The following is a 17905-nucleotide window of genomic DNA, read 5'->3' as shown; positions in this document are numbered from 1 at the left end:
TGGTTTCGTGGTGGGGGCGTTGGCTTCGATCAGGCTGCTGACGCTACCGGCGCGGACCATGGCGACACCACTGGAGGTGTCCGATTCGCGGCGCCGCTGCATGATGGCGGTGGCCCGGGTGATTCAAGCTGCTGCCGCGACCGGCGCGAATGGACACGTCATAGAGGCGGCACTGGTTTCGTGGTGGGTGCGGTGGCTCCCGTGTGAGAGTACCGCAGACACCAGCCGCCCACCACGAAAACACGAGGGTCCTATGTCGTGGCCGCCCGAGCCGGAAACGGCAGAATTCCAGCACAACCACGAACCCCACGACGAAACCGACAGCCTCCGCAACCCTGTTCGGCTCTGCCCCTGCCGGCCAGGCAGTCCGCTTTCTTTGCCTACTTTCTTTTCGGAAAAAAGAAGGCAGGTCGCTCCGGGGGAGCGAAAGCCTTTGACTTTGAAGTTGACTTTGAATTTGAAGCCCTTGACTTTGAAGCACCAGCCTCCACCAGAAGCTGCGAGCCCCAAGCGAGGAACTGCAGGACAAACGAACCAGAGCAAGAAGATGACCCAGCAATCCGACACGAACAACTATCCGACCCGCCAGCTCTGCGACTTCCTGGCCCGCTTCACCCTGGCCGACGTGCCGGCGGAGGTCGTGGAAAAGACCAAGGACCTCTTCCTCGACTGGATCGCCTCGGCGATCGCCGGCAAGGATGCGCCCGCGGTGCGCAAGCTGCAGGAGTTCGTCGCGGCGATGGGCCCGCAGCAGGGCCCGTCCGAGGTCTTCGTGGACCGCCGCCGCACCTCGCCGTACTTTGCCGCGCTGATCAACGGCGCGTCTTCGCACGTGGTGGAGCAGGACGACGTGCATAACGGCTCCGTGCTGCACCCGGCCGCGGTGGTGTTCCCGGCGGTGATCGCCGCCGCGCAGGCGGAGGGCAAGAGCGGCGCGGACGTGCTGCTGGCGTCCATCGCCGGCTACGAGGCCGGCATCCGCATTGGCGAATTCATGGGCCGTTCGCACTACCGCGTGTTCCATACCACCGGCACGGTGGGCACGCTGGCGGCGGCCGCGGCGGTGGCCAAGCTCTACGGCATGGACGCCGAAGGCATCAACCAGGCACTGGGTTCGGCCGGCACGCAGGCCGCCGGCCTGTGGGAATTCCTGCGCGACGCGGCGGATTCCAAGCAGTTGCACACGGCCAAGGCCGCGGCGGACGGGCTGATGTCGGCCTGGATCGCGCGCGCTGGCTTCACCGGCGCGAAGCGCATCCTGGAAGGCGCGCAGGGCATGGCGGCGGGCATGTCGAGCGATGCCAACCCGGCGGCGCTCACCGATGGCCTGGGCACGCGCTGGGCCACCGCCGAGACCTCGTTCAAGTTCTTCGCCTCGTGCCGCCACACGCACCCGGCGGCCGACGCGCTCAAGGCGCTGATGCTGCGCGACCAGGTCCGCGCGGACCAGATCGCCGCCGTGACCGCGCATGTGCACCAGGGCGCGATCGACGTGCTCGGCCCGGTCACCGATCCCAGGACCATCCACCAGGCCAAGTTCTCGATGGGCACGGTGCTCGGTCTGGTCGCGGTGCACGCGCACGCCGGCCTCGGCGAGTTCGAAGACCATGCGCTGCAGGATGCGCAGGTGGCGGCCTTCCGCGACAAGGTGGAGATGGAACTCGACGCCGAGATCAATGCCGCCTATCCGCGCCAGTGGATCGGCCGCGTCACCGTCAGGACCACCGACGGCCGCACGCTGGGCGCGCGCGTGGACGTGCCCAAGGGAGACCCCGGCAACACGCTGTCGCGTCCGGAACTGGAAGCCAAGGCGGTGCAGCTGGGCGCCTTCCGCCACGGCGGCAGCGAAGCCGAGATGCGCGCCATCATCGCCCGCGTATGGGCGCTGGAGAAACAGGCCAACGTCAACGACTGGCTGCCCGGCGCGCGCTAACGTTCGAGAGCCATCATGTCCACTGCATCCAACGCTTCCACCGCCATCACCTACCTGTTCGTGCCGGGCGACCGGCCCGAACGCTTCGACAAAGCCGCGGCGGCCGCGCCCGATGCGCTGATCCTCGATCTCGAGGATGCCGTGCACCCGGACGCCAAGCCCGCCGCGCGCACCGCCATCGCCGCCTGGCTGCTCGCGCGCGGCGCGCAGTCGCAGGCTTATGTGCGCATCAACGACACCAGTTCGCCGGCATTCGCGGCCGACATGGACTGGCTGCGCGCGCTGCCGCCCGACGCGCCGCTGGCCGGCCTGCTGGTGCCCAAGGCCGAGGACGCGGTCGCGCTCGGCGAGATCGCCCAGGCGCTGGCCCAGGTCAATCCGCAGGGCCGCGTGGTGGCGATCATCGAAAGCGCGCGCGGCCTGCATGACATCGATGCGGTGGCCAGCGCGCCGGGCGTGTCGCGCCTGGCCTTCGGCTCGCTCGATTTCGCCGTGGACCTGGGCTGCGCCCACACCCGCGAGGCGCTGCTGATGGCGCGCTCGCGCATCGCGCTGGCCTCGCGCGTGGCCGGCCTGCCGCCGCCCGTGGACGGCGTCACCACCGCGCTCAAGGACGAAGCCGTGCTGGCCGACGACGTGGCCCACGCGCGCGCGCTGGGCTTTGCCGCCAAGCTGTGCATCCACCCGGCCCAGCTCGCCGCCGTGCGCGCGGGCTTCCTGCCCACCGCGCAACAGCTCGACTGGGCGCAGCGCGTGCTGGCCGCCACCGCCGGCGGCAGCCATGCCGTGCAGGTCGACGGCAAGATGGTCGACCGCCCCGTCATCGAACAAGCCCGGCGCATCCTCGCGCTCGCCGGCCACCCCGAAGCCCAGCAAGCCAACCCGTCATGACCCAGCTCGAACACCTGCGTACCTGGATCGGCCGCAGCGAAAGCCGCACCGAGACCCTTGCTCCCGAACCCGTGACCGGGCTCGCCGCCACCCTCGACCTGGACGGCGACGCGCTCGTGCGCGGCCCGCTGCCGCCCCTGTGGCACTGGCTGTATTTCCTGCCGCGCGCGCCGCAGCGCGAGCTGGGCCAGGATGGCCATCCCGCGCTCGGCGGCTTCATGCCGCCGATGCCGCTGCCGCGCCGCATGTGGGCCGGCGGCGAACTCGAGTTCAAGCGCCCGCTACGCGTGGGCGATACCGTCACGCGCACCTCCACCGTGCGCAACGTGGAATACAAGACGGGCCGCAGCGGCGAGCTGTGGTTCGTCACCGTGGAGCACGTGCTGAGCGTCGACGGCGAAGTCGCGCTGAACGAGCGCCACGACCTGGTCTATCGCGCCATGCCCGAGCCCGGCGAGCCGCTGCCGCCGCGACCGCGCCTCGCGCACCAGGCAAAGTGGCAGCGCCAGCTGCACGCCGATCCGGTCATGCTGTTCCGCTTCTCGGCGCTCACCTTCAACGGCCATCGCATCCACTACGACCACGACTACGTGCGCGACGTGGAAGGCTATCCCGGCCTGGTGGTGCACGGCCCGCTGCAGGCCGTGCTCGCGCTCGACCTGGTGGCGCGCGAAATGCCGGCGGCCAGGGTGCGCCGCTTCGGCTTCCGCGGGCTGGCGCCGCTGTTCGACCACGACACCGTGACGGTGGGCGGCGTGCCCGATGCGGCCACGCCGGGCAAGATCGTGCTCTGGACCGGCGACGATGCCGGCGGCCAGTCGATGGAGGCGTGGGCCGTGGTGGAGAACTGACGGACACGTGCTGTACAGGCAGGACGCCGGTACCCACGCAGAAAACAACAACGGGAGCTGGCGGGGAAAACAACAAAGGAGACTTCCCATGCACGCATTCCGCAGCGGCCGGCGCATCGCCTGCGCCGCCGTTCACGCCATCGTTGCCCTGTGCGGGGTCACCGCCGCGCAGGCGCAGCAGAGTCCCAGCTACCCCACCCGCCCGGTCACCCTGATCGTGCCCTACGCGCCGGGCGGCACCACCGACGTGGTGGTGCGCCAGTTCGCCGCGGCGCTGCAGAAATCGCTGGGCCAGAGCGTGGTGGTGGAAAACAAGCCCGGCGGGGCCGGCACCATGGGCGCGCTCGCGCTGCGCCAGGCCAGGCCGGATGGCTACACCTTGTCGATGATGCCGGTGACGGTGTTCCGCCAGCCCTTCATCCAGAAGACCGCCTTCGATCCGGCGCGCGATTTCACCTACCTGTCCCGCATCACCGGCTACACCTTCGGCGTGGTGGTGCGTGCCGACTCGCCATGGAAGAGCTGGCCTGATTTCCTCGCTGCCGCGCGGGCCCGCCCGGGCAACGTCAGCTACGGCTCGCCCGGCCAGTTCAGCTCGCCGCACATCACCATGATCGAGCTGACGACCAGGGAGAACCTCACGGTCAACCACGTGCCGTTCAAGGGCGATGCCGACTGCCTCAACTCACTCATGGGGAACCATGTACAGCTCTGCGCGGCAGGCAGTGCCGCCGGCACCCTGGTCGATGCCGGCAAGCTGCGCTGGCTCAACCTGTGGACCGCGCAACGCTCGCCACGCTGGCCGGACGCGCCCACGCTGCGCGAGCTCGGCTACGACATGGTCTCCAACTCGCCCTATGGCGTGGCCGGCCCGAAGGGAATGGACCCCCAGGTGGTGCGCATCCTGCAGGACGCGCTGCGCCGCGCGGCCGAAGACCCGCTGCACCTCGCCGCGCTCAAGCAGCAGGACCAGGACCTGATGTACCTGGACAGTGCCGGCTACACACGCTTTGCCATGCAGCAGATCGCGCAGGAAAAGGCGCTGGTCGAGCGACTTGGCATCAAGGCAGAATGACTATGCGCAGACACCCGACACAACCTCGTTGCGCAGCGACTGCGGCGGCCCGGCCACTGCGCCGCAAATGCCTCGCCGCGCTCTGCGCGCTGGCCGCGCCGGCGCTTGGCCTGGCGCCGGCCGGCACCGCCTGGGGGCAGCAAGACTTCCCCACCCAGCCGTTGCGCCTGGTCGTGCCCTATGCCGCGGGCGGTCCCACCGACGCCTTCGCCCGCGTGCTCGCCGAGCATTGGGGTCAGAAGCTCGGCAAGCCGATGGTGGTGGAAAATCGTACCGGCGCGGGCACCGTGGTAGGCACGGACTATGTGGCGAAGGCCAGGCCGGATGGCTACACGGTGCTGCTGACCACGGTGGCGCACGCCGTCAACGACAGCATCGTGCCGCACCTGCCGTACCGCACCACGCGGGACTTCACGCCGGTGGGACTGGCCGCGAGGGCGCCCCTGGTGCTGCTGGTCACGCAGGCATTCCCGGCGCGCAACCTGGCGGAATTCGTCGCCTACGTGAAGCAGCATCCCGGCATGGTGAACTACGGCTCGGCCGGCAATGGCAGCGCGCCCCACCTTGCGTCCGTGCTGCTGGACCAGATGGCCGGCCTGCAAACCACCCACGTGCCCTATCGGGGCACGGGTCCGGCCATGACCGACCTGATCGGCGGCCAGATCGGCTACATGATCGACAGCGCCCCTACCGGTCTCGCCCAGGCCAAGGCCGGCACGGTGCGACTGATCGCCACCACCATGAAGGCACGCCTGCCCCAGACCCCGGGCGTTCCGGCCGTGGCCGAAGCCGTGCCCGGCTACGAAGCCTACACATGGAATGGCGCCTTCGTCCCCGCCGGCACGCCGCCGGCGCGGGTGGAACAACTCAACCGCGCGCTGCGCGCGGCGCTGGCCGACCCGCAACTGCGCCAGCGCGCCTACGAGATGGGCCTGCTGCTTGAAGCCGACCCCAGCCCGCAAGCGCTCGCCGGGCACCTCGAAACGGAACTCGCCAAATGGCGCAAGGTGGCACAAGCCGCCCATATCCAGGAACCCTGAACCATGTCCATGAATCCCGGCGCGCGCGCCGATGCCGATGCCGCTGCCAAAGGCACCGGCAGCACCAGCATCACCTCCGACACGCCATTCGATCCGCGCAGCCACCGCATGTGCGAACAGCGCTACTTCGAGGACTTCGTCCCCGGCGAACGCTTCGTGCTGCCTTCGCGCACCATGACCGAGGCCCTCTTCGCAGCCTTCCAGCTCGCCAGCGGAGACAACCACCCGGTGCACTACGATGCCGAGTACTGCCGCGCGCACGGCATGCCGCACATGCTGGCGCACGGCTACCAGGTGCTGATCCAGACGGCGGCCGGCGCCGGCTTGTTTCCGCATATGGTGGAGGAGTCGCTCAAGGGCTTCATCGACCAGAGCAGCCGCTTCCTGCATCCGGTCTTCGTGGGGGATACCTTGTACAGCACGCTGGAGGTCGCCGAGCTGGCTCCCAACCGGAGCACCGGCGTGCTGACGCTGCGCTCCACCGTGCACAACCAGCATGGCGTGCTGGTGCTGGACGGCACGCAGCGCTATCTGTTGCGCAAGCGGGCGCCGGCGGGTTGATCGTGCCGGGTGGCGCGTAGCCGCCCGCATGCTTGCACCCTTCTCCCGCTTGCGGGAGCGGGGAGCCAAGGTTCGCCACCTTCGCCCCTTCGTCCCTTCCCCCTTTCGCCCCTTCTCCAATACGAGCCCTGTCGGCAAAAAAAAATCGCGGCCCGTGCGAGCCGCGATTTCTACCTGCGAAGCCTGCGCACTCAGCGCATCGTCATTCCACCTGGATCTTCGCCGTCTTGACCACCCCGCCCCACAAGGCCAGTTCCTTCTGGATGCGGTCGGCCAGCGGCTTGGGACCGGTGATGTTCAGGTCGTATCCGCCCTGCGTCATGCGCTGCTGGAACGCGCGATCGTCACCGATCGCCTTCTGCGCCTTGACCAGCTTGTCCACCACGTCGGCGGGCAGCTTCTGCGGGCCCACCAGCGCGTACCAGCCGGTGAGATCGTAGTTCTTCATGCCGGACTCGATCATGGTTGGCACATTGGGCAGCGCGGCGTTGCGGCCCTTGGACGTCACCGCCAGCGCGCGCACCTTGCCGCCCTGGATGTGACCGATGGCGGTGCCGGTGATGTCGAACATGAAGGTCACCTTGCCACCGACCACGTCGGCCATGGCCGGCGAATTGCCCTTGTACGGCACGTGCAGCATCTTTACGCCGCCCATCTGCGCCAGCAGCTCGGCCGACAGGTGATTGGACGCGCCCACGCCGGCCGAGCCGAAGCTGACGCCGTCCGGGTGCTTGCGCGCATAGTCCACCAGTTCGCCCACGTCCTTGGCGGGGAATTCCTTGTTGATCAGCAGGACGTTGGTGTAGTCGGTGATCAGGCCGATGTAGCTGAAGTCCTTGGTCGGGTTGAAGTTCACCGACTTCTGGATCAGCGGCGTCATGGTCATGGTGGGGCTGGCCACGAAGTACAGCGTATAGCCGTCCGGCGCCGCCCGGGCCGTCAGGTCGGCGGCGATGGCGCCGCTGGCGCCGGCGCGGTTGTCCACCACCACCGGCTGCTTGAGCGCGCGGCCCAGGTAATCGGCATAGATGCGCGCAGCGGTATCGACCGGGCCGCCAGGCGCGTAGCCCACGATCAGCTTCACCGGGCGCGCCGGGTAGGCGTCGGCCCATGCGGCGCCTTGCACCGCGGCCAGCAGCAGGCCGGCCATCATCCATCGTTTCATTTGCATCTCCTCCTTATTGTGTTTGTCGCCGGGCCGCGCCATGCGCGCTCCGGTACACGTGCGCTTCGACCCGTGGCGAAGCGCTGCCGGGCGTCAGGCAGCCGCGGCGCTGCCATCCACCAGCGCGCGCAGCGGCTGCTTGAGCAACTTGCCGCTGGCGGTGGTGGGGATGGTTTCGATCACGCGGATCTGCGCGGGGCGCTTGTACGGCGCCAGGCTTTCGCGCAGGTAGGCTTCCAGCGCGGGCATGTCGATGCGGGCACCGGGCTGGGTTTCGATGAAGGCCACCACGTCTTCGTTGCCGTCGGCCGCCTGGCGCCCGACCACGGCGGACTGGCGCACGCCGGGGAAGGCATTGATGACGGACTCCACCTCGATCGGATACACATTGAAGCCCGAGCGGATGATCAGGTCCTTCGAACGGCCGACGATGAACAGCGCGCCATCCGGAGCGAGGAAGCCAAGATCGCCGGTATTGAGCCAGCCGCCCGGCAACAGCGCCTCCGCGGTCTGTTCTTCGTTGCGGAAGTAGCCGCGCATCACGCCGGGACCGCGCACGCGGATCTGGCCACGCTCGCCGGGGGGCATCGGCTGGCCCTGCTCGCTGGTGATGGCGATCTCCACGCCCTCGACGATATAGCCGGCCGAGCAGTCGGTGCGCGGTGCATCCTTGCGCGTGATGAACAAGGAGCCGGCGTACTCGGTGATGCCGTAGCCGTGGTGCAGCGGCTGGCCGAACCACGCCTCGGTGTCGCTCTTGAGGGTGGGGTCCAGCGGCGCACCGCCGGTATAGAGGTAGCGCAGGCGCGGGAACGCGGTGGCGCCGTTCTTGCCGGTCCTGGCCGACGACTCGCGCGCCAGCGCCATGATGCGCGTGAACATGGTCGGCACGCCCTGCAGCATGGTGAGGCCGGGCGACTCCAGCGCCGTGAACACGTCGGCCGCGTCGAAGCGCGGGCGCATCACCAGGCTGGCGCCGGCGTAGAGCGTGGCCATCAGCACCGTGGCAATGCCGAAGATGTGCGACAGCGGCAGCGCGCCATAGGCGATATCGTCCGGGCCCAGGTCGCGCGAGGTCGCCGAGATGCGCGCGAAGATGGTGAGGCCGGCATGCGGCACCATCACGCCCTTGGGGGCGCCGGTGGTGCCGGAAGTGTAGATCAGCGTGGCGATGTCGCGCGCCTGTGCGGCATCCACGCGCTGCGGCGCCCGCGCGGCGCGCAGCACGGCGAAGCGCGGATCGAGCGCGGCGCAGTCCGAGGGCTGCGCGCCGAGCCGTGCGGCGTGCGCGGCTGCTACGTCGGACACGTGGTTGGTGAAGAAGGTCAGCAGCGGCTCGGCATGGTCACGGATGCCGTCGATCTCGCGCGGGGAAAGCCGCGCGTTGACCTGGATCGGCCACGCGTGCAGCGCGCTGCAGGCAAACAGCATCACCACCATCTCGGTGCAGTTCTCGCCCACCACCATCACGCGGTCGCCCTGGCCCACGCCCTGCGCGGCCAGCCAGTCGCGCGCGGTGGCGATGCGCTGCCACAGCGCGCCATAGCTCAGGATCCCGTCGCTCTCGTACAGGCAGGGCGAATCAGGCGAGCGCTCGGCCCAGTGTTTCGGGATGTCGTGGATGAACTCGGGGCGGAAGGAAGACATGATGCGGGCGATGTAATGCGGATGAAGCTGACGAAAGGGAAGCCGGTGCCCGAAGGACACCGGCTGCGGACAAGCTTATTGGTCGAGGTGGATGCCGGCCGACTTGATCAGGCCATCCCACTTCTGGTACTGACTGCGCATATATGAGCCGAACTGCGCCGGCGTGGACGGAAACGGCACCGTGCCCTGCGCCGCGAGGCGCGCGGCCAGCTCGGGCTGCGCCAGCGCGGCCACGATCTCGGCGTTGAGGCGGTCGACCACGGCCGGCGGCGTATTGGCCGGCGCGGCCACGCCGAACCAGGCGGTCAGCTCGTAGCCGGGCACGCCCGCGGCGGCCAGCGTTGGCACGCCCGGCAACTGGTCCGAAGGTTTCGCGGTGGTCACGCCGAGCGCGCGCACGCGGCCGTCGCGCACATAGGGCAGCGCGGTGGAAATGCTGTCGAACATCATGGTCAGGCGCCCGCCGATCAGGTCGGTCATGGCCGGGGCGCTGCCCTTGTACGGCACGTGGTCGATGCGCACGCCCGCCATGTGGGTAAACAGCTCGCCCGCCAGGTGCGAGGACGAGCCGTTGCCGAACGAGCCGTAGCTCAGCTTGCCGGGCTCGCGCTTGGCCAGCGCGATCAGTTCGGCCACGTTGCGCGCGGGCACCGACGGATGCACCACCAGCACATTGGGCAGGTAGGCCACCGAGGCTACCGGCGCAAAATCCTTGAGCGGGTCGTAGCCCGGCTTGTCGTACAGGCTCTTGTTCACGGCCAGCGAACCGAACGTGCCGAAAAACAGCGTATAGCCGTCGGCCGGCGCGCGCGCCACCGACACCGCGGCGATATTGCCGCCCGCGCCGGGGCGGTTCTCGATCACCACCGGCTGGCCCAGCCGCACCGACAGCGCATGGCTGACCTCGCGTGCCAGCAGGTCGGTGGCGCCGCCCGGCGGGAAGGGCACGACCAGGCGCACCGGCTTGTCCGGATAAGCCGCGAACGCGCTTGCGGTGGCCGCCAGCAAGCCGCAGAGCGCGAGCAGCCTGGTGCAACGTGTGGTCCAGCGTGACATTCGCCTGTCTCCTCGGCGTTAATTGTGATGTTGCTGCGATGGAACAGCGCCAGTGTGAGTCAGGCGCCGCAGGGGCGCCATTTGGATTTGTTTAAGGCCGTGTTCGGGACGGCGGGGAGCAGCGCCGGCATGACGCAGGAGGTGCGCGCCCTGGTGCAAACCCTTGGCGGCGCGCGGCCCGGCGCGGCCGAACGCTTCCGGCAGGCCGAAGAGCGGCTTTGCCATTGCGGAACCAGCGAATCCCCTGCCCCCCATAGAATCGGAGCACCGTATCGCGGAGGCGACCGTGGTCCGTGGCGCATGTGCGCGCGGCCCGCGGCCGGCCTTCCCAACCGAGGGGACAAGCAGATGGATTTGCGTTTCAACGCCGCGGAGCAATCGTTCCGCGAAGAGGTTCGGAGTTTCGTGCAGGCCAGCCTGCCGGCGGATATCCGCGACAAGGTGCTGGCGCACCAGCGCGTGGAGAAAGACGACTACGTGCGCTGGCACCGCGTGCTGCACGCGCAAGGCTGGGGCGCGCCGACCTGGCCCAGGCAATGGGGCGGCACCGGCTGGACCCCGCTGCAGCGCCTGATCTTCGAGATCGAGACCTTCCGCGCCGGCGCGCCGCGCCTGCTGCCGTTCGGCCTCACCATGATCGGCCCGGTGCTGATGAAGTACGCCAGCCCCGAGCACCAGGAACGCTTCCTGCCGCGCATCCCCACGGTGGAAGACTTCTGGTGCCAGGGCTATTCCGAGCCCGGCTCCGGCTCCGACCTGGCTTCGCTCAAGACGCGCGCCGTGCGCAAGGGAGACCGCTACATCGTCAACGGCCAGAAGACCTGGACCACGATGGCGCATTTCGCCGACTGGATCTTCTGCCTGGTGCGCACCGACTCCGAGGTCAAGCCGCAGGAAGGCATCTCCATGCTGCTGATCGACATGAAGACGCCGGGCGTGACGGTTCGCCCCATCGTCACGCTCGACGGCGGCCACGACGTCAACGAAGTGTGGTTCGAGGACGTGGAAGTGCCGGCCGCCAACCTGCTCGGCGAAGAGAACCGCGGCTGGACCTACGCCAAGTACCTGCTCGGCCACGAGCGCACCGGCATCGCCGGCATCGGCCACTGCAACCGCGAACTGCGCCAGCTCAAGCACTACGCGGCGCAGTCCACCGACGGCGCCGGCCGGCCGCTGATCGACGACGTGCGCATGCGCGACAAGATCGCCCGCATCGAGATGGACATCATGGCGCTGGAAATGCTGCTGCTGCGCGTGGCCACGCAGTCCGCCGGCCAGCCCGGCCCCGAGGCCTCCATCGTCAAGATCCGCGGCTCCGAAATCCAGCAGGACCTGGCCATGCTGCAGATGGAAGTGGCCGGCCCCAGCGCGTGGCCGTACTCGCCTCGCTGGCTCGAAGCGGGCGAGACGCCTGCGGACATGCCGCAGCACGCACCGGACTGGGCCGCGCCCGCCGCCTCCACGTACTTCGACATGCGCAAGACCTCCATCTACGGCGGCGCCACCGAAGTACAGAAGAACATCATCTCCAAGATGATCCTGGGTTTCTGAACGCCGGGACAGAAGGAACAAGCACAGCCATGGACTTCAATTACAGCGAAGAGCAGCAGATGCTGGCGGACAGCCTGCGCCGCTTCATCGATACCGAATACACCTTCGCCAAGCGCCGCGCCAGCGCGCGCGACGGCGCCAGCCTCGACCGTGCCACCTGGGCCCAACTGGCCGAGATGGGCGTGCTCGGCCTGACCGTGCCAGCCGAGTACGGCGGCTTCGGCGAAAGCGCAGCCAGCCAGCTGGTGGTGCAGCGCGAACTCGGCCGCGGCCTGGTGCTCGAGCCGGTCACGCCCGCCGCGGTCATCTCCACCGCCGTGCTGGCAGCCTACGGCAGCGCGGCGCAGAAGGAAGAATGGCTACCCGCCATCGCCAGCGGCGAGCGCATCGTCACCCTCGCCTACCTGGAGCCCACCACCCGCTACCGCCCCGAAAGCGCGCGCGCGGCCGCCGAGCGCAAGGGCGACGGCTACCAGCTCAACGGCACCAAGACACTCGCCTGGCACGGCGAAGCCGCCGATGCCTTCCTGGTCAGCGCGCGCATCGCCGGCAGCAACGAACTGTCGCTCTTCCTGGTGCCGAAGGACGCGCCCGGCCTGACCGTGCGCGGCTACCCCACCATGGACGGCCTGCGCGCCGCCGACCTCACGCTGCAGAACGCCACGGTCGGCGCCGATGCGCTGGTAGGCAGCGAAGGCAACGGCCTGGCCGCGCTCACGCACGGCATCGACCACGGCATCGCCGCGCTATGCGCCGAAGCCGCCGGCGCGATGGAAAGGCTGATCGAGATCACCGGCGAATACCTGCGCACGCGCCAGCAGTTCGGCAAGCCGCTCGCCGCGTTCCAGGCCCTGCAGCACCGCATGGCCGACATGCTGGTGCAGAAGGAACTGGCGTTGTCGATGGCCTATGTCGCCGCGCAAGCGCTCGACGAAACCGATCCCGCGCAGCGCCGCCGCATGCTCAGCGGCGCCAAGGTGGTGGTCGCCAAGGCCGGCCGCTTCGTCGGCCAGCAGGCGGTGCAACTACATGGCGGGATGGGGATGACGGATGAACTTGAGGTTGGGGATTACTTCAAGCGGCTGACGATGATCGACCCGCTGCTGGGGGATAGCGATTTTCATGTGCAGCGGTATGGGGAGGTGATGGTGGGGTAGGTTGAGCAATCGGCGCTTGCGCCTGCGCTCGCTCGGCAATGCGTGTCTTTTTGCTCTGCCGGGCGGGCCGGTCTGCATGCGCCAGTTCAGTCCTCCGGCCAGTTGCTATCGCCTTCGGTCGGGGACTTCGGATACCGAATAAGATGGCTCTCCCGATCGCTCTCCCCAACGGTCATTCAGCCGCCAGAATCTGGATGATCCTCACTGGGAATAATCATTGAGGTTGCGAGCGATACAGCGTGGGCCACCATTCGCTCCATAGACCGTTGCATACCCCTTGCCCCCGGATCTCGGTCAGATGGAAGCGAGCGCCGTCGAAAATCCATCGGGTCAAGATGCCGCAGTCGCCCAGGCCCCGTACTCGAAACAAGCTCCATAGTTCGCTCCGCAAGGGAATGTAGTCGCTCTCAAGCAATTCGTTCGATCTGCCAGTGAACCCCTCTGGCCTGCTTATTGTGTCCAGCTCTCTACTGGCGGCGATCTTGCTGAAGTCCATACTCCGGCCGACATAAGGGGCTTTGCGCTCGACGCGGTACCAGAGCTGAGTATGGTTGTAAGCGCTGTCCACCTGGCAAGCCAGCGCCACCAGCGCTTCGTTTGCCGTGAGGGCCACGGCGCTATTCGCGCGCGCACGGGCAGCGCGGATGTCTTCGTCACCGTGGTTGTGTGCGCAAGCGCGGACGTCGTCCGCGAACCGGGAAGACGCGGCCCGGATCAACTTGCGTTGTTCTGCCTTGGACAGTGCCGGCACTGGTTTGGCAGGAGCGGGAATCCGCGGCAGCGATGGGGCATTGGGTACGGCGCCGGCCGGAGCGCCGCCCCTGCGCAGCAGCGCAGTAACAGTGCCCAGTCGACCTTGTGCATCGTCCATGGCCAACAAGGCCGCGCTCAAACCAGCAAGCGACACCTCCGGGACATAGTCATTGGCGGGTTCACCGAAACTCATCGTCTGCGCGTTGCGCGCGGCGCTCACCCAAGCCGCGATAGTTGCGCTATCACGTGTCCTCAAACGGTAGGAATAGTGCCCGTCGTCGTCGGATATCGCCGCCGACGACGTCCATGCGGTAGAAGTCGAGTTAAACGGGCGATCATCCAGGCGCAGTTCGTCGAAAGCGATAGGGGTTCGCGAGTCAATCTGCAAAGTGGTGCGGCCATCAGGACCGGCATCGCGCCACAGCCTGACGAGCAAGGTCGGTACAGTGGCGCCGTCCCCATAGTGGTCGGCGTAGCAGCGCTTACCGTTGTCGCAGGCCAGTGTCCAGTCTTTGTAGTCCTTGAAAAACGGCCGGTAGGCAGCAGGATCCGCAGCAGCCGCCAGAATGGCGTGTAAGGCCAGTGGGCCGACGAGCAGTAGGCGATGAGGTAGTTTCACAGTCACACACCATTAGAGGAACTTACATTTGCTATCTGAGATGACCTGGCGCAGAAAAAATCTATTTTCCGCCTCGTGTAATTCAGTTAGTCCGATTTATCAGTTCTCCGTACTGGATAAACGAACGTGACCGCATCTCCGTGGCGATCGACATAACTTATAATAAATTTATGGTTATCCAGTCTCACATCGATAATTGCGCCCGGAACATTAACCAATTCTCGCGGCAAGTTCAGTCGAATCGAACCGATTACTGAATTTTTTCTACCTGGATAGATTTGATATATTGGGAGCGGATTTTTCGATATTTCCAATGCCACTCCGAATTCCAAGCCATAGGCTTCCACGATGGGCACATCAGGCACTTACCAAATCACCTGCAGTCGATCAATTTCCCTCCGTTGTCCAACTCCTTGTTTATTTTATTTTCTGTATTAAGAGAGAATTTCACACGCCTTCCATTTTTGACTCCATCCCAGCCTACCTTATTCTCGCCAAGAAGCTCCCTTCGAACAAAAAAAGGGTCTCCCGCAATATTTTCACCATAACGATAAATAAATACCCTATACATATCCCCATTAAAAGATGAGGCACGAGAGTTAATATTCCACCTCACCAACACCACAATACATTTATCAGCTCTAATGAAAGATGATAGTATTTCCGGAGGCCCTCCCTCCTTTTCATAGGTGTCAATAATAACGGCTGTGCCGTCCTCACACGACCACCCGGCATCAATATTTCCTGAAACCGCTTCCGATACGGACTCAGACATAGAAGGTGCCGTTTCTTGAAATATCACAGAACACCCATTCTTTATGCTATTCGCATGGACGGCTTCGATTTTCTGAGAAGCAAAGCTGGTCTGTGAGAACGAAAAAGACGATATATAAAAAAATTTAATTATCACCAGTGATTTCGTCACCAACCGTGAGAAATATTTAGTTTTGCATTCCAGTTTTTGTTGCATGGTTCGACCCCCTGATTTATTTCCATAAAAGACCTACGAGCCGCGACTCGCCTTCGATCGATGTTAGTAACGAATAATTAAACGTACCGACAGGTACTTGTATTCCATAATCTACTTTCTGCTTGCAGCGTTACCTTGCTCTGGTGGCCAGTCTGGAGAGATAGTCTTCAGATACATTGCCCTAAGCTCAGATAGCCTCGCGAGGCAGTTATTACGCGTAGTCTCAAACGCCTCCGACTTATTCTCTATCTGCATAACTTCCATTTCGCAGTCCAAATATTTTATTTTTCTCCAAGTTTCTTGGGAGGCAATTACTTTATTCTTTGTTTCCCTGAAGAGATTGGGTTCTCTTTCATATTGCCTCCTCAATCTTTTAATAAGTGACTTATACGACGAATCGAGATTCAAGTTAGCTTTGGCGTAACTTATAGCTGAACACTTGTAAATATCGGCACTGTACCTCGGTGAAACGCAGTCGAGATCGCTAGCCTGCACGCCAGGAAAAAATACAGATACAATTAAATAAAAAATATATTTAATCTGATTTTCTAACGAAAAAATCATGGCATTACATTTGCGGTAGTGGAATGCACAAAGCCAACGAGCAGTAGACGATGTAATTTTCGCGGCGCCACATCGTCGCTGCCTGAGACGCCTGCGTGCGCAAACGTTCGCCCCACCTCATAGAATTAATCAGTGCTATTAGCTCGTGGCACCGGATAAGAGAGCGTGACAACAACTCCGTGACGATCGACATAGGTGATAATAAAACTGTGATTTTCAAGCCTTACATCCCTAATTGCGCCTGGAACGTCGGCCAGTTCTCGCGGCAGGTCCAGTCGAATGTATCTGATTACTGGATTCTTCCTACTGGGATAGATTTGATATATTGGAAGCGGGTTTACCGAAATACTCAGTGCCATGCCAAACTCCAAGTCATAGGCTTCCACCAGTGGAAAAGGCCCGGCCAACCCCTTGTCTTGACTATAGAAATAGGTGGCAGAACATTGCGTCCCACATGGAAACAATATTACAAACACTCCCTTTACGAGTGAAATCCCAGCCGGCGCCGCAGGATAATCAAATAGCTTTTTTTCCCCTCGCTTGCCAGTGCGGTATATGTCGCACCGGAGATATCCCTTGTTATTCGAACAAATGGTCTTTATCTGAGTGTCGCCGGGCTGAAGATTCGTTGTTTCTGTCAGTGACTGACCATCAGCCGGCATGGCAAAAATCAGGCAAGAAAAAAATGATAAAGCTTTACGGCCTATAGAACCGGTAATCTTCATCGCTGACTCCTGGCGGATTCGGAATCCTCTTTTCTTGTACTGCAAATGGAGGCACACTGGGGTATACGCTCGGCTTCACTTCGTGTAGAGCGGCCTGAGACCTAGGGCTATAATAATTGGTTGCTCCCGGGAAAATATTATCTGAATCGGGTGCGGTCATAACTTGCATCGCAGCTTTGCGACAATCCTTCCAAGCGTCCCCCGTTGGGCTATGTATTGCTTTGTAGTTATCAGGATCAATTTTCTCATTCCAGCATGTGAATTGGTATTCTGCAGTTACGACAGATTTATAGGTATCTCCCCACCGCCCAGCCTCCAATCTATTTCTAATAATCCAGGCAACGGCCACTTTGGATGTGTAGTTCTGCCCCCTTGCTTCACCATAGAGAGTCATCGCCAGATACAGAAATTCCTCATATTCCAGGACATTGAAATTTGCGGCCAGGGCCACCGGATGAACATGAAACACAAACGAATCAACAGGAAAACCCTCCACCTTCCCCGCCACAGCATCCCACCACACCAGTTTGGCAATCCGCGCCTTCTCGCTTTGCCAGGCGGCCCGGGCCGTGGGCGGCACGTTCTTGTCCCAGGCATCCCAGCTCGCCGGGTCGGCCTTCCATTCGCTTGGATAGCGAATGATCAATCGCGACAGTTCGCCGAGCTTGCCGCGGCTGCGCTGGGCAGCCCGCAGTTCCCCCAGGGTCAGTCGGTGATCGGGGATGGTATCGAGGCTGGCGAAGACCTCGCGCATGGGGCCGTCGAGTTGCGCATCGGTGAGCGCCAGCTCGCCGCCCTGGAACGCAGCCATTTGGGCCGCGGTGGTGAAGATGTTGCCGTAGCCTTCGCCCGTTGGCTTGGATTCGACGAGCTTGAAGTCCACCCACTCATGCGGTGAATGCAGGGTGATGCCGGTATGGCCCACTTCCCCAGCCCAGCCGATAGCGGTGGTGGTGTCGTCGCTGATCTGCACCCGCCACCAGCGCTTGCCGGTTTCGTCCAGTGCGAAGGCGGTGGGTAGCTTAGTGGGATCCGGCGCGGCTGGCCTGGACTGCGTCAGTGTTGCAATGTCGAAGCGCTGGGGATACGGGCCGTTGATGGGACCGTTGGCGACAAACGTCAGGGGAAAAACCGGCCAGCCCAGTTCCAGATCGGCCACCAGTAGCTTGCCTCGATCGCCTTTGCCCAAGGTCGGCATTGCGTCATAGGCCGCTCTGGTGATCCACACGGGGGCACCGGCAGCCGCAGCCACCAGGATGCCCCGATAGAGCGTGGCGCCCGGCTTTCCAACGGTGCCCTGTTTGGGCGGTCGGACAATATCCCTCGCCGCATACGGCACGCCGTTGC

16 protein-coding genes are annotated in these 17905 nt (G+C 64.4%); 8 read left to right on the top strand and 8 right to left on the bottom strand.

Annotation, left to right across the window (positions count from 1 at the left end):
* The first annotated feature begins 547 nt into the window (after positions 1–547).
* The 6 genes from AB4Z48_RS34025 to AB4Z48_RS34000 all read left to right on the top strand — a co-directional run bounded on the left by AB4Z48_RS34025 (position 548) and on the right by AB4Z48_RS34000 (position 6351).
* Positions 548–1933, top strand: a complete 1386-nt coding sequence (locus AB4Z48_RS34025) for an MmgE/PrpD family protein (RefSeq protein WP_441622219.1) — start codon at positions 548–550, stop codon at positions 1931–1933.
* Positions 1934–1948: 15 nt separating this feature from the next.
* On the top strand, positions 1949–2824 hold the full coding sequence (locus tag AB4Z48_RS34020; RefSeq protein ID WP_441622217.1) for an HpcH/HpaI aldolase/citrate lyase family protein: 876 nt from the start codon (positions 1949–1951) through the stop codon (positions 2822–2824).
* A complete protein-coding gene (locus AB4Z48_RS34015) occupies positions 2821–3675 on the top strand; it encodes an FAS1-like dehydratase domain-containing protein (protein ID WP_441622215.1) in 855 nt (284 codons plus the stop codon). The genes AB4Z48_RS34020 and AB4Z48_RS34015 overlap by 4 nt, the downstream gene beginning before the upstream one ends.
* An 88-nt stretch (positions 3676–3763) precedes the next feature.
* Positions 3764–4750: a tripartite tricarboxylate transporter substrate binding protein gene (locus AB4Z48_RS34010; protein ID WP_441622213.1), complete on the top strand. Its 987-nt coding sequence runs from the start codon at positions 3764–3766 to the stop codon at positions 4748–4750.
* Complete coding sequence (locus AB4Z48_RS34005; protein ID WP_441622211.1) at positions 4747–5790, top strand: tripartite tricarboxylate transporter substrate binding protein; 1044 nt, start codon at positions 4747–4749, stop codon at positions 5788–5790. Before AB4Z48_RS34010 ends, AB4Z48_RS34005 begins: the two co-directional genes overlap by 4 nt.
* A 108-nt stretch (positions 5791–5898) precedes the next feature.
* Positions 5899–6351 carry a MaoC family dehydratase gene (locus AB4Z48_RS34000; RefSeq protein WP_441622269.1) on the top strand — a complete coding sequence of 151 codons (453 nt, stop codon included), beginning with the start codon at positions 5899–5901 and terminating at the stop codon, positions 6349–6351.
* Positions 6352–6553: 202 nt separating this feature from the next.
* Here AB4Z48_RS34000 and AB4Z48_RS33995 read toward each other — a convergent pair whose 3' ends face one another.
* From AB4Z48_RS33995 to AB4Z48_RS33985, 3 genes are all read right to left on the bottom strand, one after another.
* Positions 6554–7516, bottom strand: a complete 963-nt coding sequence (locus AB4Z48_RS33995; RefSeq protein ID WP_441622209.1) for a Bug family tripartite tricarboxylate transporter substrate binding protein — start codon at positions 7514–7516, stop codon at positions 6554–6556.
* 93 nt (positions 7517–7609) lie between these two features.
* Positions 7610–9163: a class I adenylate-forming enzyme family protein gene (locus tag AB4Z48_RS33990; RefSeq protein ID WP_441622207.1), complete on the bottom strand. Its 1554-nt coding sequence runs from the start codon at positions 9161–9163 to the stop codon at positions 7610–7612.
* Positions 9164–9238: 75 nt separating this feature from the next.
* Entirely contained in the window at positions 9239–10219 is a 981-nt protein-coding gene (locus AB4Z48_RS33985; RefSeq protein WP_441622205.1) for a Bug family tripartite tricarboxylate transporter substrate binding protein, read from the bottom strand.
* 348 nt (positions 10220–10567) lie between these two features.
* Between AB4Z48_RS33985 and AB4Z48_RS33980 the strand changes: the two genes are divergently transcribed.
* Together AB4Z48_RS33980 and AB4Z48_RS33975 are read left to right on the top strand one after the other, a co-directional pair.
* Positions 10568–11770: an acyl-CoA dehydrogenase family protein gene (locus AB4Z48_RS33980; RefSeq protein WP_441622203.1), complete on the top strand. Its 1203-nt coding sequence runs from the start codon at positions 10568–10570 to the stop codon at positions 11768–11770.
* A gap of 29 nt (positions 11771–11799) precedes the next feature.
* Positions 11800–12927, top strand: coding sequence for an acyl-CoA dehydrogenase family protein (locus tag AB4Z48_RS33975; RefSeq protein WP_441622201.1), 1128 nt, complete (start codon positions 11800–11802; stop codon positions 12925–12927).
* A 214-nt stretch (positions 12928–13141) separates the two neighbouring features.
* Here AB4Z48_RS33975 and AB4Z48_RS33970 read toward each other — a convergent pair whose 3' ends face one another.
* The 5 genes from AB4Z48_RS33970 to AB4Z48_RS33950 all read right to left on the bottom strand — a co-directional run.
* Positions 13142–14299 carry a DUF1176 domain-containing protein gene (locus AB4Z48_RS33970; protein ID WP_441622199.1) on the bottom strand — a complete coding sequence of 386 codons (1158 nt, stop codon included), beginning with the start codon at positions 14297–14299 and terminating at the stop codon, positions 13142–13144.
* A 373-nt stretch (positions 14300–14672) separates the two neighbouring features.
* Positions 14673–15269: a hypothetical protein gene (locus AB4Z48_RS33965; RefSeq protein WP_441622198.1), complete on the bottom strand. Its 597-nt coding sequence runs from the start codon at positions 15267–15269 to the stop codon at positions 14673–14675.
* A gap of 111 nt (positions 15270–15380) precedes the next feature.
* On the bottom strand, positions 15381–15833 hold the full coding sequence (locus AB4Z48_RS33960; protein WP_441622196.1) for a lysozyme inhibitor LprI family protein: 453 nt from the start codon (positions 15831–15833) through the stop codon (positions 15381–15383).
* A gap of 125 nt (positions 15834–15958) precedes the next feature.
* Complete coding sequence (locus tag AB4Z48_RS33955; protein ID WP_441622194.1) at positions 15959–16558, bottom strand: hypothetical protein; 600 nt, start codon at positions 16556–16558, stop codon at positions 15959–15961.
* Positions 16530–17905 (bottom strand): cell wall hydrolase (locus tag AB4Z48_RS33950; RefSeq protein ID WP_441622192.1); only part of this gene is annotated, 1376 nt, incomplete at its 5' end. The genes AB4Z48_RS33950 and AB4Z48_RS33955, both read right to left, overlap by 29 nt.

The organism is Cupriavidus sp. 2TAF22 (assembly GCF_052115045.1).
GTDB lineage: Bacteria > Pseudomonadota > Gammaproteobacteria > Burkholderiales > Burkholderiaceae > Cupriavidus.
The sequence above is the reverse complement of the archived record's forward strand: the minus strand, read 5'-3'. Positions and strand labels throughout refer to the sequence as shown.

Coding starts and splice junctions, on each gene's coding strand:
- AB4Z48_RS34025 (WP_441622219.1), top strand. CDS start 548: ATGACCCAGCAATCCGACACGAACAACTATCCGACCCGCCAGCTCTGC.
- AB4Z48_RS34020 (WP_441622217.1), top strand. CDS start 1,949: ATGTCCACTGCATCCAACGCTTCCACCGCCATCACCTACCTGTTCGTG.
- AB4Z48_RS34015 (WP_441622215.1), top strand. CDS start 2,821: ATGACCCAGCTCGAACACCTGCGTACCTGGATCGGCCGCAGCGAAAGC.
- AB4Z48_RS34010 (WP_441622213.1), top strand. CDS start 3,764: ATGCACGCATTCCGCAGCGGCCGGCGCATCGCCTGCGCCGCCGTTCAC.
- AB4Z48_RS34005 (WP_441622211.1), top strand. CDS start 4,747: ATGACTATGCGCAGACACCCGACACAACCTCGTTGCGCAGCGACTGCG.
- AB4Z48_RS34000 (WP_441622269.1), top strand. CDS start 5,899: ATGTGCGAACAGCGCTACTTCGAGGACTTCGTCCCCGGCGAACGCTTC.
- AB4Z48_RS33995 (WP_441622209.1), bottom strand. CDS start 7,516: ATGAAACGATGGATGATGGCCGGCCTGCTGCTGGCCGCGGTGCAAGGC.
- AB4Z48_RS33990 (WP_441622207.1), bottom strand. CDS start 9,163: ATGTCTTCCTTCCGCCCCGAGTTCATCCACGACATCCCGAAACACTGG.
- AB4Z48_RS33985 (WP_441622205.1), bottom strand. CDS start 10,219: ATGTCACGCTGGACCACACGTTGCACCAGGCTGCTCGCGCTCTGCGGC.
- AB4Z48_RS33980 (WP_441622203.1), top strand. CDS start 10,568: ATGGATTTGCGTTTCAACGCCGCGGAGCAATCGTTCCGCGAAGAGGTT.
- AB4Z48_RS33975 (WP_441622201.1), top strand. CDS start 11,800: ATGGACTTCAATTACAGCGAAGAGCAGCAGATGCTGGCGGACAGCCTG.
- AB4Z48_RS33965 (WP_441622198.1), bottom strand. CDS start 15,269: ATGCAACAAAAACTGGAATGCAAAACTAAATATTTCTCACGGTTGGTG.
- AB4Z48_RS33960 (WP_441622196.1), bottom strand. CDS start 15,833: ATGATTTTTTCGTTAGAAAATCAGATTAAATATATTTTTTATTTAATT.
- AB4Z48_RS33955 (WP_441622194.1), bottom strand. CDS start 16,558: ATGAAGATTACCGGTTCTATAGGCCGTAAAGCTTTATCATTTTTTTCT.